Raw genomic sequence first — 15,247 nt, forward strand, 5'->3', positions numbered from 1 at the left:
CGTTTCTCACGGTACTTCGCACCGTGAGAGGCGTTCTTCTTTTTTGTCCTCTTCCCGAATAGCTATAGTAAGGGGCGGCGGCTTGACCGCAGGAATGCAGGGGGGACTTAGACTCATGGGCAGAATAAAAAAATGGGGAAGCCGCAGGGCAGTTATGCCAAGCCTGCGCCTGCGGGTGCGGCTGCCGAAATTCAGCTTGGGCAGCATGCCAAGACCGGCCGGGCGAAGCCCCGCGTTTAAGGCGAAACCGGCCAAGCCGGGAATCAGAGCCGCTGGACAAGGAGCGCGGTTCTCGCCAAAAAGACGGGGGAGCAGGTTCAGCTTCTCCGGAGGAGGAGAGCGGAAGAAGGCGGTTTCCGTTTCCGTCCAGAAGCCGCAAAAGCCGCGCAGACGGGGCCGCTTCTGGATCATCCTAAGCCTGCTGCTGATATTGGCGGTGCTTCAAGGGCTGCGTTATGTCGAGCAGCATTTAAAGCCGCCGATTATTCATCTGGCGCAAATCCGGGTGAAGCAAATTGCCACGGAGTCGATCAACAAGGCGATTACCTCACAGGTGGCCGATGCAGGAGATGCCGAAGCGCTGATTGACTGGAAGACGGATAAGGAAGGCAAAATATCGGGCTTTATGCTCAATTATAGAGAGCATATGCGGATTACCTCGCAGGCTGCGGAGGTCATTCAGTCCACGCTGCAGGAGCTGCATAATCAGACGGAGCATATCCCGCTCGGCCAGGCGCTGGGCAGTCCGCTCATCGCTTCCTTCGGGCCGGATGTGCCGATCAAGATCGAACCGCAGGGTGCAGTTAAAGTAGAGCTGAACACCCGCCAAAAAAATGCCGGAATTAATATGATTCTGGTTGAGGTCTTCATTCATGTTGTCACTGAGGTTGCGGTCGTCATTCCGTTCGACATGGAGCCGCAGGTGGTGGATACGGAAATTCCCGTATCTTATCTGATGGTTGTCGGCGATGTTCCGATGTACTATTACGACAATCAAGGCCAGCCAGTCGGTGAGAATGGAAATAACGCACCGGGCATTGCCATTCCGGCTCCGCAGGCAAGCGGGGAGAAGAGCGGAGCTGGCGAGGGCGAGGGCGAGGGCGAGGGCGGTTCAGATACTGATGAAAGCGGCGAGAGCAAAGATCCGCAAAGCGGCAGCACGAATGATCCGCCCGCGGGCAGCAATACTTCCGGCAATGCCGGAAACGCAGGCAATGGCGGAGCGGAGACGGAAGGCGGCGGCGAATAGCTTAGGAAAATTGGATTTAATTTGGGATAATCAGGAAAAATCCGCCAATGGAACAGGGATATCACCGCGTAGCGTTCATACACTATAGTTAGCAAAGTTTTAACTAATGGAGTGTGAGCCTGATGCCGTATGATTCTATGGATTCTGTCCGCTTGGAGCGTCTGGCCGGAAGATACAGCTATCTGGAGCGTGAAGGATTACTGCCGCTTCCGGTAATAGACGGAATAACAATTGTGGTTGAACTGCGCTGTGCCGCGTGGGCGGAAGAATGCTTGCGGCTGCTGCTGCTGCATTCCGGCCCTGGCGTCCGTGTGATTGGCGTTCCGCTGGAAGAGGATTTTGCTTTGCTGCCCCTCTCGGAGCAGTTCTCTGGAGAACATGCCGTGTCTTTTCTCCCCTACAGGAATGGGGAGTATAGGGTGAATGAGGCCTTGGCATATGCCGAGACCTTATTTGTCGTATTGCTTCAGGATTCCGTCATGGTTACTGCAGGCTGGCTCGCAGATCTGCTCTGGCCGGCCATTGATGATCCGGTTGTCGGGGTAGTTGCCCCGCGTTCCTCTACGGAAGAAGCGGAAGGCAGGGAATTGCAGCTGTTTGACGATTTTTCTAAACTGTCCGCATACGTAAGCCATACCCGGCTTCGGCGGCAAGGCGAATGGCGTAGTGTGGATGTGCTGAGCGGTGCCTGCCTGCTCTTCACCCGGGAGCTGCTGCTCAGGGTGGGCGGTTTCGATGCATCGCTCCGCCAGCGGCGCCTAATGGTGGCCGATTGGTGCCTGCGGGCCCGGCAGCTGGGGAGAAGGCTCGCGCTCAGTGATGCTCTGTATGTTCACACGCTTCATCCGCTTGAAGACGGAAGTTATTCTTTGAATGGCATAGACCAAGGGGCTGAAGAGGAAGGCAGGCGGGCGTACTGCGCCAAATGGAATTTGCCCGGCGTCTCTGGGAGTGGAGGAAGTCTCCAGGTACCTGCGGAGCTTTCCGTCTATCCGCAGCAGCCCGCCATACCGCTCGGCCATTCTTCCGTGATCGTTCCACTGGTGACAGCGGTTGTTTATTTTGAAGAGAAGTGGAACACGGAAACATCGCTTAAGCGATGTCAGTTGCTGCAAGAACAACAGAGTTATGACAATATCCGCTGGGTATGGATCAGAGACAGTGCAAACGATGTTGCTTCCGGATTTCCGGTCCAGGAGAGGGACGCAGTGATTACGGTACAGGGAGAAAAACCTTGGCTGCATGCGCTGGAGAATGTATCCGCACTCTACGAAAGCGAAGCAGTAGTGTATTTGTCCGCTTCTGCAGAATATGACCACCGTTATGTGGAGAGAATTGTGCAGGCTGTGCGGCAGGGTTCAACCGATATTGTGGTGAGCCAGGAAGATGAGCTGCAGGGGCCATTGACCGGAGGTCTTCCGCTGTTTCTTCCGCTTGAGCATTCCGCCCACCGGGGCGGAATTATGCCTGGCCGAATTGGGCGGCGGGAGGAGCCGACCCGCCGCAGCCTGCAGCTCGTTCCCGCAGAAAAGCTGACTATAGGGTATACTGCCGGGCTTCGCGGCGGAGAAATATCGCCATCCCCGAGTAACGGAGGGGGACGGCTATGAACTATCTTATCCTCAGTTCTGTTCCCTGGGAGGCTTATAAATATAAGAGGCTGCTCGACCTCCTGTCAGACCGCGGGGAAGTTTTGTTTGCGGGGGGAATGACACCGGGCCAGCAGGAGGAATATGACATCCATTCCTTGAGCCTGGCGGAGATTTACAAGCTGAATGCCAAGGAATACACGGTGCTCGTCTCCTCCCCGTATTGGCTGCCGGATGTAATGACACTGGAGCCAGCCTATACCGTGGCACTACTGGAAGCTTGTCCCGAAGGCGAAGACAGCGGACTGTGGGACAAATACAGCGCGCTGCTTGCTGCCAGAGCCGATCTGGTGGCCACCGCTTCAGAACGGCTATATCTGGAGCAGAATCTGCGCAGAGACGGGGTCGTCTATCTCAGCGGGGACAGTCCCTTATCGTATGGAATCATCCGCCGGGGAGACGGGCTGTTCTTTCTCTCCGGCTATGAAGCGATATGGACGAGAGCGCTGGGAGAACTGTGGCAGCCATCCGCAGGATCGCCTGTGTCTTGGCTTGATATCCAGCGGCGGCATCGTGCGGATTTCTATCTGTCCATGTGCGAGAAGCTGCCCGATCAGCCGACCGTGCATTATCTGGCAGCCTCCTATTTATATTTGCTTGGGGACGAGGCGGCCTCCCGGTATTTGACGCAATCCTTCGAGCTGATGCTGCTGCATGATTATACGGACTGTCTGCATTCCCATTACCGGTTTTTCTCGGCTATTGAAGCCAAGCAGGGCCATCTGGAGCTTGCTGCCGCGCAGTATGCCATTACAGCCTTTACAGACGAAGAAAGGGCGAGGGCAGCGGAGATGCAGAACTGGCTGGACCATGGCCAAAAAGAGCTGCTTCAGGCGGAAATCTGCCGTGTGAACGAGGATTCGGCGGCGGCGATCATAATTTTGTCCGGTTCATCCTATACGGAGGCGAAACTGCTGCTGCTGCTGAACTACATTGAAACCTATCAATGGGAAAAAGCACTGCAGCTCCAGCGTGAAATGGAAGCCGGCAGCGATGCGGGGGTAGGTAATGCTGCGGCAACGTCACCTCCAGCAAAAGGCGCGGCGGCGGCAAGCCAGCAGCTGCCGGTGATCGAAGGTACGCTGCATCTGCTGCATGGCAGGCGGCATGCCGCCATCCGCAGCTTTCTGCGGGCGGCCGGAGCAGACCATCAAGCCCGGCCACTGTTTGCCGAAATGGCCGATCTGGAAGAGGCAGTCGGACGACTGAGGGGGAGAGTAGATGAGTAACCGTGAACCTCTGCGCAAATCCTCCGGCAACCGGCTGACCGCGATGATGCAGGTGCGCAATGAGAGCGGGCGACATCTGGAGCGGGTGCTTGAGGAACTGAGCGATTTTGTAGACGATATCGTCATTGTCGATGACGGAAGTACGGATGGTACGGCGCGGCTGTGCAATTCTTTCGCCAAGGTGTCAAAGCTGGTGACGCTGGAAAGCTCGCTGTTCAGCCGGGAATGGGTGCTCCGGCAGACGCTCTGGGATCTGGCGGTGTCCACCGGACCAGACTGGCTATTATCTGTCGATGCCGATGAATTCTACGAGGAAGAGGCGAAGCGGGAGATGCGGCGCCTTATTGATCAGGATGTTTACGACTGGGTAGCCTTCCGCCTGTATGATTTTTGGGGCGGAACTACCCATTACCGTGAGGATGAACATTGGAATATTCACATGAAGCATACCCGCACGCTGGTCTATCTGCCGCATTTTCATTATTTTTCGCCCCGGATGGATCATCATGTTCCCCGGCTCCCGCTTTCCTACGCCATCCTGCCGGGTTTTCTAGCCGAACTGCGTGTGAAGCATTACGGCTGGGCTGTGCCGCCGGAAGAGCTCCGGCAGAAATACGAGCGTTATCTGGAGCTTGATCCTGAGGGGAAATGGGGGAGTCTGGAGCAATACCGTTCCATTCTGGATGAGAATCCCCGTGTAATAGAGTGGAAAGAAAAGCGCGGCACGTAAACAGCCGTAGTAAGGGGAAGATCATTAAGTGAGACGGGGTCCCGGCCGAAAATAAGCGTGCGCAAATTATCCGGATTGGACTGAAACGAACTAAAGTTAGGCAAAGTTATTCATCCTTTCTTCATAGAATAGGAACAGCAGGCTTACCCGTAAAAAGACCCAAACCGTCGTCTGGGTCTTAAACATTTTTGCTTCCATCCTAGCTAGAACACAGCCTGTACGGATAAAATATGGTGGATTGAAGAGGATGACTGGGTTAACATAGCAAAATACGCAGATTCCCAAACAAGCCGGTTAAAACGGCATAATAGGAGAATATTATTAATGACATAATGATGAAGTGAACCTTAACGATTGGACGTTAAGGTTTATTTTTCTTAAAATGGTTAAAATAAGGCAGATACATATAAACCTATATAGATTGAACTTGAGAATTACATGTAGGGAAAAGTGGTGGAGGGGAATTTTGGAACTGTAGGAGCGACAGCGTCCGCCTTTAGGTTTGGATTTCTACCGCGATTCGCGGTTAAATTCAGGAAATCGAAACCTAACAGCGGCCGAAAGTCCAAACATTCTCTGGAGTCACGGCCAATCCCAAAATAGAAGAATTATAAGTTCAATCTATATAGCTTTAAAAAAATCTAAACGAAAAGAGGGATGGTTATGGATAGCTGTTTGTTTATTCATGGCTTCACCGGGGGAGAACACGAAATCTCTCCGTTGTCACGGTTTATGGAGCAGCATAATTACCATTCCAGGACCTTCACGCTTAAAGGGCACGGCGGCAGCAGAAAAGATCTGCTTCACTCGGACAGGCATGATTGGCGGCAAAGTGCCGAAGATGAATTAAAGAGTTTGCTGAACCAGACGGAGAGCGTTCATCTTATTGGTTTTTCTACCGGAGCGTTGATCGCTTCCCATCTTTCGGTACAATACCAAACCCGGATTAAGTCGCTTACGCTGCTGTCGGCGCCTGTGTTTCCGCTGAACGTGCTTGAGATTCTCAGAACGTTGGGCAGCCCAGCCATGCTCAGAAATTATTTCAGCAAATTCGGCTCGACGCCGGCGAAGGCCACCCGGGAGTTTCAACGGCTGGTCCGCGAAAGCTTTGAGGTCTATCCGCGCATCGAGATTCCGACCTTGATCGTGCAGGGCAGAAGAGATCATCTGGTGAAGACCAAAAGCGCCGGTTACCTGCAGCAGACCATTCCTTCCGGCCGCAAACAGGTGCTGATGGTGGAGAACAGCGGTCATATGGTTTGCCATTGCGATGATAGTGAGCGGATCATGAACGAAGTACTCCAGTTTATCGAGCGCTCAGGGGTTTCCTGAATAGTGTGTGGAAATAATATATCAAGCGCGGCTTGCAGAGCCTCTTTCACCGATTAGTGTGAAGCAGGCTCTTTCTTATTTATCAGAGTTGATTTGCATTGACAACGTATATAGTGCATGGTAATTTTTAAAGGGAAACCGGTTTCCCTAACGGTTGAGTTTGTCCGGAAAATTCCGGGAATGATAACAAAAAGGAGACTAAAAAAATGTCAAACCACTGGTTTTTGTACCATACGTCAGAAGATCCTTTTGCCTTTCCCGCTGGACCGGGAGCCCTGAAATTGCGGCTGTTTGTGCCTGCCGGACAGCATTTAAGCTGTACTGTGGTTCACTCCGACCGCTATGATTCCCCGGGCAGTGAACAACCACAGTCTATGGAGAAAATCGGTTCAGCCGGTGCCTATGAGATTCATGAGGCGGTAATCCGGACGGAAACCGGCAAATGCAGATATTTGTTCTATGTAAAAAATCCTGCGGGTGATTATACATGGTACGGAGAACGGGGAGAGTCCCAAAACCGCGAACGTGCCGGGTCTTTTCAATACGCTTATCTGCATGCCGACCAGGCGCTGGAGCTGCCTTCATGGACGAGCGGAGCCATTGTTTATCAGATATATCCCAGCAGCTATAACCGTGGAACACTGCAGGGAATTACAGAAAAAATACCCTATCTGCAGGAACTCGGCGTGACCGCCGTCTACATGACACCTATCTTTGAATCTCCTTCAGAGCATAAATATAATACATCGGACTATTACAAGATTGATCCTGATTTTGGTACAGCAGAGGATCTCAAGGAGCTCGTCGCTGAGGCACACCGTCACGGGATCAAGGTGCTGCTTGATGCTGTGTTTAACCATTCCGGCGATACTTTTTTTGCTTTCAGAGATGTGCTTGAACATGGGGAGAATTCGCGGTATAAGGATTGGTTCTTTATCCATTCCTATCCGGTTGAGCAGTCTCCGGTTCCAACCTATGAGACCTTTGCAAAGGCCGAAGCCCAGATGCCCAAGCTGAATATGAATCATCCTGAAGTTGCTGATTATATGCTCGGTGTGGCCAAGCATTGGATTCGTGAAGCGGGAATTGACGGCTGGCGTCTGGATGTGGCCAATGAGGTCCATCCGCTGTTCTGGTCCCGGTTCCGCCGCGAACTGAAGGATGAATTTCCCGAACTGCTGCTGATTGGGGAAATCATGCATGCGTCCGGTCCGTGGTTAAGGGGTGACCAGTTTGATGGCGGGATGAATTATGTGCTGCGTGATGCGGTGCTGGAATTTTTTGCGGAACAATCCACGGGCCCGCAGCGGTTCATGGAGCAGCTGCTCCATATCGAAGCACTCTGCAATGATCAGGCTAACTCGGCAATGTTCCAGCTGCTTGGCAGCCATGATACCCAGCGGTTTCTGACAGCCTGCAAGGAAGGCGGCCGCGGCTGGAACCGGGCGGGTACGGCCCTCCAGCGGATGAAGCAGGCTATATTTTTTCAGATGACCTATATTGGCCTGCCAATGATATATTACGGAGATGAAGTCGGAATGGAAGGGGCCACCGATCCGCATTGCAGAAGACCGATGCTTTGGCACAGGCAGGAGCAGAATGAGGAACTTCGCAATTGGTACAAGGAGCTGATTGCCCTGCGGAAAGCACATAACGTCCTGCAAAAAGGCGCATTCCGTCCCTGGTTCACTGATGAGGCGCGTAATGTTCTCGGCTTTGTGCGGCAGGGTGATCAGGACCCAATAGGGCTGATTCTCAACAACTCCCCGAATCATTATCAGCTTGAGCTGAGCAGTTTCCGCCCTGACCCAAATGAACTGACCGACTTGTTGAGTGGAAGGACCATCCGGAATGCCAAACAGATTCTTGTGGAGATTGAACCGTTCGGCTGCCTGATGTTGAACTAGCCGAACGGTGCGGATGAAATTGCAAGGCCGGGCTCAGGTTCATGATTTGTTTTTCTTATTTTTCCTAAGTGTCCGGTACTCCTGATTCTCCCATTGCTTGAGCAAAGGATAAGGATCGAAGGCCCACTCTGTAATTCCCCGGTCGCGGTAGATGCCGTAATGCAGATGGGGAGGGAATTTGCCCTGAGTTCCGGGTTTGCCGTACCCCGAGCTGCCGACCCAGCCAAGAGTTTGCCCGGGTGTGACGATATCTCCGCGGGAGATGGATTTCTCATACCCGGCCAAATGGGCGTAATAATGATACCGGTTCTCGATATCGCGAATGCCTATTCTCCAGCCGCCAAAGCGGTTCCATCCCTTCGTCTCCACTACTCCAAAGCAGGTGCTGCGCACAGTCATTCCATGCGGGGTGAACAGATCCGTTCCCTCATGAATGCGCGCACCTCCCCAGCTTCTGCCGGTGCCCCATGTACTGCGGTAGGCATACAACGTTCCGACGGGCAGCGGAAAAGCGCTGCCTGACAGGTCGAGCCGTCCGAAATGCTCATACAGCTTAGAGAATTGCGCCACCCGCTGGGCCGCGCGGCCATTATGATAATACTCCCAAACTCCAATATTGAAGTCATTCACAGAGTTTCCATAATTCAGAAGGTGACGTGCCATGCTGTAGAGCACGTCGGCATCATTTGTGGGATCGGCGAGATCGTCCCCGGACCCGTCCTGCCCGAAACCGCCGAAGAAGCTGATGGAATCAGGCGATTTATCGGCCTGATCCGGATTCAGCGGACCGGACCATACCGGTGCAGGAATGGTGATGCTGGTAAGACGGGAAGAAGCGGACACTTCCGTGCTTCCCTTCTTCTTAGCAATCGTCCGCTCATACTGGTCAATCGCAGCGAATCTGAACCAGGGAATGCCGGTAGCAGCACTCATTTGCTCATAAAGCTCCTTGCGTGCAGTCTCAACATTCACCTTGCTGCCGGCAGGAACGCCGCTGGATTTGACGGGCGGGGGGTTATGCCCCCGGGTGGCAGCCGCAACAGCCGCTTCCCCGCCGCCCGACAGCAATAGGGCAGCCGACAAACAGGATACGGTGATCACTTTTCTATAATTTCTGAATGGGGCCAGCATGATAATAACCTCCTAAGTTCCGCCGTGGAATTGTATAATACATCGGACAGGTATTGACAGATGCACTTATTTTCTTTTAATTTGAAGCAAAAGGGATGTTTTTATCCGTACTTGTCTAAAGCTGCCAAGTTTGAACAAAATACCCTGCAGCTAGAGCAGCCGTCTGTCTGAAGTACAGAGCAATCAAGCTTGCAAGCTGTATTTCACAAAAACAGGCAAATGCCAATGGCACATGCTATAATATGAGGCAGCAACTTTTTAACAATGGAACTTATATTCAGGCGAAAGCGGGGTTCACCACTTTGACTAATAGAACAGCCAAACAACCCAAGCCGGAATGGATTAAAATCAAGTTAACGACCGGTGATAATTATCAGGATATTAAAGGCATGATGCGATCCAAAACTTTACATACCGTATGTGAAGAAGCACGTTGTCCCAATATTTATGAATGCTGGGCGAACCGTACGGCTACATTTATGATCCTGGGAGACATTTGTACACGGGCCTGCCGTTTCTGTGCCGTGAATACAGGTCTGCCCACGGAGCTTGACCTGCTGGAGCCGGAGCGTGTTGCTGAAGCTGCAGAAGGCATGAAGCTTAACCATTGTGTGGTGACAAGCGTGGCCCGCGATGACTTGAAGGATGGCGGTGCGGCGATTTTTGCCGAGACTGTTGCTGCTATTCGAAGACGTCTTCCGCTATGCAGTGTGGAAGTACTGATCCCGGATTTTCTCGGAGACCGGGACAGCCTGGAAATTGTAATGAACAGCCGCCCGGACATCCTGAACCATAATATAGAGACGGTAGAGCGGATGTCGGACCGTGTGCGGGCCAGAGCCAAATACCGCCGCTCTCTGGAGCTGCTGAGCCGGGCGAAGGAGATCAAACCAGATATTCCTACCAAATCCAGCATCATGCTAGGCGTAGGAGAAGAATGGGACGAAATACTTCAGGCGATGGATGATCTGCGGGCGGCAGATTGTGATATATTGACATTAGGGCAATACCTGCAGCCTTCCCCTAAGCATTTAAATGTGGAGAAATATTATCCGCCGGAGCAATTTGCTTTGCTCAAGGAAGAAGGACTGAACCGGGGCTTCAGTCATGTAGAAGCGGGCCCGCTCGTCCGCAGCTCTTATCGTGCGCATGAGCAGGTCAAGTCCGCTGCGAAAGCCCGTGAGGAGCGTTCAGTTTCACAGTAATAATTAAAATTTAGGGAAATAAAATTGCCTTCGTGACGGAGTCATAGGGTTTGTCTTTAGTCTTTAGTCTTTAGTCTTTAAGGTTTAGGTTTAAGGTTTTAGAGGGAAAAGGGCCGATTGTGAGCCGTAGGTGATCAGAGGCCCTTGGGTTAATGTTGTAGGTCCACCCCATCACGCGTTGATGGAGCCGTGGAGCTGAATTTCGAAATTGGAGGAGCGCCAGCGTTCGCCTTTGTTGTCCGATTTCAACCGCATGGCGGTTTAAAATGAAGAAATCGGACAACAACAGCGGCCGGAAATTCGAAATTCCGCGGAACGGCGGCTTATCAACGCCCCCGCTCCCATTATGCAAAAGAAAGGCAGGCGACACACGCTTGATCGTTATAGGTGGAAAAGGCTACGAGCTCATGTTGGATCATAAGGACGGCTGGAATCCGGAGGCGTTTCGCGGGAGATACAGCGAGGTGCTGGACCGTTACGATTATATTATCGGTGACTGGGGATACAGCCAATTACGTCTGAAAGGCTTTTACCGGGACAACCATCCGAAGGTGAACCGGGATACAGCTATTTCTGGCATGGTGGATTACATTAATGAATACTGCAATTTCGGCTGTGCCTATTTTGTTCTGCACAAATTGAAAGAGCAGCCGAAGGAAGGTACATTCAAGGATATCTTGATTAAAGAAATACCGGAGCCGGTGCTGGAGGAAGACCTTGAACAAGAGCCTGCCGAACCGGATGCTGTAATTAAAGAGCAGCGGGAATCGAAATCTTCCTACCCTAACCCGGCCCGCGACAAGGGTACTGGCGGAAACGGCAGGGATCATTCGTCTAAGGATAGACCTGTGCGGGAACATCAAAGCCGGAACCACCGGAATAAAGACAAAAAAGGCAATAAAGATTTTCAGGGCAGACAGCAGCAGAACCAACAAAGCCCGCAGAACCCGCAGAACCCGCAGAACCCGCAGAACCCGCAGAACCCGCAGAACCCGCCCCAGAATTCTTCCAACTAAGCAAAGGCGGCAACTGTCTTCTGTTCTGGGATTGGTACAAAACAAGGATGCCCCTCGCCATACATACATGGCTGCAGGGCATCCTTTGTTTCTGCTGTGCGATATAATCCGCTATTTAACGGATAATTTCAATTGTTTGAGTGCGGCGTCGTAGCTCCAGGTTAGCGCAGGGAACTTCTTTTTGAATGCATTGAGTTCAATGTAGGTCTCATCATTCTGGGACAGGGCTTCTTTGGAGGCCAAGGCGAAGCTGGAGATGCTGCCGGCTCCGTTCGTGACAAGCACTTTTTTGTTCTTTGCATCCCAGGCAACATCGCTCTCGACAAGGGTTGCCAGCACGCGTGCCGAAGCATAAACCTTGTCCCCTTGCTTCAAGAGACCGACATTTCCGGCAAAAGGACTTCCATTGATGTTCAGAATATGGTTATCTCCGGACGCTGTAATGTTGGTCATTCCAGCAATTTGCAGGGCGGTAATCAGCTGCGCGGTTTTGCTTTGGACTTCAATATCCGGCTTCAGGCCGATCTGGTTAAAGTCCTCCTTGTTCGGGGTCAGGTACTTTAAAGTCGTGAGCTTCAGTTCCCCGCCGTTGGATACGGGCACAAGGTTTTGAATTCTGGCTTTGCCGTATGTGCGGGTACCGACGATAGTCGCGAGCTTATTATCGCGCAGAGCACCGGTCAGGGCTTCGGAGGCACTGGCGGAGTTCTCATTCGTCAGGACGACGACAGGCACGCCGATTTTACTGCCACCTTTTATAATTTCCGGAGTTAGAGCGCCACTTTGGTCAGAGGTGTACATCATAATGCCCGATTCCATAAACTTGGCGGTAATGTTCTTGGCAACATCGATATAGCCGCCTCCGTTATTGCGCAGATCCAACACGAGCGATTTCATCCCGGCTGCCCGCATCTTATCCAGCATAGCGGAGAATTCCTTGTCGGCATTCTGCGTGAAGCCGCTTAATGCGATGTAAGCGATTTTCTGGCTGATAATTTTGCCGGTGACAGAGGTTGTTACCATACTTTTCAGGGTTACGTTAACGGATTTGGCCGCCCCGTTTCGGTTAACGGTTAGGGTCAGCTTGCTGCCTGGCGCTGCGCTAAAGGGATCGGCCTCAAGATCAGCGATGCCCGTACCGTTGATCTTCAGAAGAACGTCACCGCGTTTCAGACCCGCTTGTTCGGCGGGAGAACGGGGGGTGATTTCTTCAATGTACACCTCATTCCCATTTCTCGCCAGCGAAAAACCGATACCGACATATTCAAGCTCAAGCTGATGTTGAAATTCAGCGGCTTCGTCACTGTCGAGGTACATGCTGTAAGGATCATTGAGCGTATAGATCATTCCGTCAATTGCACCACGGATCAGGGTATCCTTGTCTACCCCTTCCACGTTGTAGGATTCAATATAGTCCATAATTTCGTTAATAATTTCTGTGTTTGAATCGGTCTGTGCGCTCTCTGCCGCTGAAGCAGCAGGTGCTAAGAGGAGGGAGAACACAAGACAGCCGCTAAGAACGGCCGACATGATTTTTCCGGATTTCATAAGTGCATACGCCCTTTTTTATTATATTTGATGATGCATTACAGCTGTCTGTCTTAAGATTATAATTGATCACCATCAAAACTAAGATTATAGGTTTCGTCAACCGTCCACGCACCGTCTTCTGACTTCACAAAGAGGAAGATGAGTGACTGCTTGTAGCTCTCCCCGCTATCGGCATCCTTAATGGTGGTTTCCGCATACACAGCGGCTTCTTCGTTAGAATAATAGAAGATATTCGAGTTATCCAGGGTATAGCGGTGATCATAGGTATCAAAATAGTCCTGCATATCCGACTTTGTTGCCGCATCGTACTCCTCCCCGTATGAGGTCATCAGGGCGGAGATAGCATCCGTATTCTCAGCACTCATATATTGATAATACTTGCTGAGGTTATCTTTGAGGGTTGCTGCTGTAGCTTGCGGCACAACTGCTGCTGTCATTCCCTGTTCACGGGTAAGGAGCACCGTTCTGTCTTGCACCTCCATCGAGGCGATCTTCCATTTCCCGTCCTTACGGACGAGCTCATACAAATATTCAATGTTCTCGTCAGGAATATAAACGCCGCCGGTTCGAACGGCTTTCTCAACCGTGACGGCAGTTGCTTCATTTCCCTGGATTTGCAGCACCATAAGGCTTTCAATTGTATTCTTGACATCATACAGCTCAAAGGATGAATCCATATCGGCTACCATTCCCTTAACGTCCTCACCTGCCTCCACAAGCGAATAAAAGCGACTGGCTTGTTCAGTATTATAATATTGATTGGCCAAATGAATTAAGGCCGTAATATCCTTCTCGTCGGTGATAGTGGACACAGCGGCTTTGATCTTGACGCTTCTGCTGCCTGAGTCCCAGACGGCTGTGCCGCCGGTAGCTTCAGCAATGAAACGCAAAGGAATATAAGTAGTGCCGCCGATGGAGAGGGGCGCTGTACTCATTTTTTTGACGGTTCCGTTCAGGGTAGCCCGGTTGCTGCCGATTTTGAGGCTGAGCTTAAGCGAGGAGCTGGTGCCGGTGATGGTTCCCGTCTGGGCATTATAGAGCACCTGAAGTCCAAGCTTTTCGAAGATGACACGGAATGGAACGAGTACAGTATTATTCTTAAGGTAAGGATTACCCGCAGTGAATGAAACATTGCTGCCGTTAATATAGACCTTAATCGGTTGTTCTGCGGCAAAAGCGGGGACTGCCAGCACAAGTGCCAGCAGGCTGGTGCCTAATAAAGATATTAATTTTTTCAACGGTTGTTCTCTCCTTTAAAATAAACATAACTATGTAAAATAGGTTCATTATACCAATGGAAATTCTCCCTGTCTATCAACTTGTGTTAGCTGTAATAGAAGAGTTTGTTAAACACCCCCAAGCATAAAAGAGCCGGGAATGTCGTTGCATTCCCGGCTTTCCCACCTCTGAAATTAGGACCAGCTCCCTAGACCAGAAAGGCTTCACGGACACGGTTCCAGAAAGGAAACGGGCGGTATCTGGCAAAGCTGATTTTTTTGTCGGATACCTGGCAACGGACGGACACCAGGTCATCCACTGGAATATTGTTATGGTCAATCGTCAGCAGCAGGCGCTGGTCTTTGCGGGAAAAGATGTCGCAGTGATGGTGCTTGGGCAGCAGCAACGGCGAACCCATCGTACGGAACACACGATTGTTGATCGATGCAATTTCGGCAATTTGCAGCGCTTCAATCGACGGATGCACCATAGCACCTCCAAGACTTTTGTTGTAGGCGGTGCTGCCTGATGGCGTGGAGAGGCATAAGCCATCGCCGCGGAACATCTCGAAGGTTACGTCATTAATGTCAACCTGGATGACCACCGTTCCGTCAACACCTTTAAGGGTGAACTCATTCAGGGCAATATGCGAGGTGGAACCTGATTTTTTATGAATTTCCAGTTCTAGCAGCGGATACTGCACGATACGCGGTTTATGTGGCATGGAGTCACCCACTCCGCACATATAGTCGATCAGTGTCGGAAGCTCTTCCGCTTTCCAATCCGCATAGAAGCCTAAATGTCCGGTATGCACACCTACAAAAGCCAAATTGGAAATCTGATCGATAAAGGTATGAAAAGCGTGCAGCATAGTTCCGTCACCGCCAATGGAAATGACGATTTCAGGAGATTCGGCATCCAGCTCCAGGTTCCGCTCCGCCGCCAGCTTGTGAAATTGCTCCGCAAGTTTAATGGACAATTCGTCTCCGCGGTCCAGAACATAATATCTCAAGATGTACAGGCTCCTTTG

At 51.5% G+C, this 15,247-nt stretch carries 12 protein-coding genes; 8 read left to right on the forward strand and 4 right to left on the reverse strand.

Annotated features, from left to right (window positions below):
* Positions 1–115 precede the first annotated feature (115 nt).
* From yunB to AC3WT9_RS19300, 6 genes are all read left to right on the forward strand, one after another.
* Positions 116–1,249: a sporulation protein YunB gene (yunB, locus tag AC3WT9_RS19275; protein ID WP_341096151.1), complete on the forward strand. Its 1,134-nt coding sequence runs from the start codon at positions 116–118 to the stop codon at positions 1,247–1,249.
* Positions 1,250–1,371: 122 nt separating this feature from the next.
* Positions 1,372–2,859 (forward strand): glycosyltransferase family protein, encoded by a 1,488-nt coding sequence (locus tag AC3WT9_RS19280; RefSeq protein ID WP_341096149.1) that lies wholly within the window; start codon positions 1,372–1,374, stop codon positions 2,857–2,859.
* On the forward strand, positions 2,856–4,127 hold the full coding sequence (locus AC3WT9_RS19285; protein WP_341096147.1) for a hypothetical protein: 1,272 nt from the start codon (positions 2,856–2,858) through the stop codon (positions 4,125–4,127). Before AC3WT9_RS19280 ends, AC3WT9_RS19285 begins: the two co-directional genes overlap by 4 nt.
* Positions 4,120–4,857, forward strand: a complete 738-nt coding sequence (locus tag AC3WT9_RS19290) for a glycosyltransferase (protein ID WP_492407797.1) — start codon at positions 4,120–4,122, stop codon at positions 4,855–4,857. Before AC3WT9_RS19285 ends, AC3WT9_RS19290 begins: the two co-directional genes overlap by 8 nt.
* A 663-nt stretch (positions 4,858–5,520) precedes the next feature.
* Positions 5,521–6,189: an alpha/beta hydrolase gene (locus AC3WT9_RS19295; protein WP_341096145.1), complete on the forward strand. Its 669-nt coding sequence runs from the start codon at positions 5,521–5,523 to the stop codon at positions 6,187–6,189.
* Positions 6,190–6,395: 206 nt separating this feature from the next.
* Positions 6,396–8,096: an alpha amylase N-terminal ig-like domain-containing protein gene (locus tag AC3WT9_RS19300; protein ID WP_492407798.1), complete on the forward strand. Its 1,701-nt coding sequence runs from the start codon at positions 6,396–6,398 to the stop codon at positions 8,094–8,096.
* 39 nt (positions 8,097–8,135) lie between these two features.
* On the opposite strand, the gene AC3WT9_RS19305 is transcribed toward AC3WT9_RS19300, so the two are convergent.
* Entirely contained in the window at positions 8,136–9,227 is a 1,092-nt protein-coding gene (locus tag AC3WT9_RS19305; RefSeq protein WP_341096142.1) for a M23 family metallopeptidase, read from the reverse strand.
* Positions 9,228–9,529: 302 nt separating this feature from the next.
* Here AC3WT9_RS19305 and lipA point away from each other — a divergent pair, with 302 nt between their 5' ends.
* Positions 9,530–10,432, forward strand: coding sequence for a lipoyl synthase (lipA, locus tag AC3WT9_RS19310; protein WP_341379740.1), 903 nt, complete (start codon positions 9,530–9,532; stop codon positions 10,430–10,432).
* Positions 10,433–10,698: 266 nt separating this feature from the next.
* Positions 10,699–11,448 carry a YutD family protein gene (locus AC3WT9_RS19315; RefSeq protein ID WP_492407799.1) on the forward strand — a complete coding sequence of 250 codons (750 nt, stop codon included), beginning with the start codon at positions 10,699–10,701 and terminating at the stop codon, positions 11,446–11,448.
* A gap of 111 nt (positions 11,449–11,559) precedes the next feature.
* On the opposite strand, the gene AC3WT9_RS19320 is transcribed toward AC3WT9_RS19315, so the two are convergent.
* The 3 genes from AC3WT9_RS19320 to AC3WT9_RS19330 form a co-directional block, all read right to left on the reverse strand.
* Positions 11,560–12,996 (reverse strand): S41 family peptidase, encoded by a 1,437-nt coding sequence (locus AC3WT9_RS19320; protein WP_341096136.1) that lies wholly within the window; start codon positions 12,994–12,996, stop codon positions 11,560–11,562.
* A 59-nt stretch (positions 12,997–13,055) separates the two neighbouring features.
* The gene (locus AC3WT9_RS19325; RefSeq protein WP_341096134.1) at positions 13,056–14,237 is read right to left on the reverse strand and encodes a copper amine oxidase N-terminal domain-containing protein; all 1,182 of its coding nucleotides are present in this window, start codon (positions 14,235–14,237) and stop codon (positions 13,056–13,058) included.
* 188 nt (positions 14,238–14,425) lie between these two features.
* Positions 14,426–15,229: an NAD kinase gene (locus AC3WT9_RS19330; RefSeq protein ID WP_341096132.1), complete on the reverse strand. Its 804-nt coding sequence runs from the start codon at positions 15,227–15,229 to the stop codon at positions 14,426–14,428.
* Positions 15,230–15,247 lie beyond the last annotated feature (18 nt).

It is taken from the genome of Paenibacillus sp. EB106-06-01-XG199 (assembly GCF_058791575.1).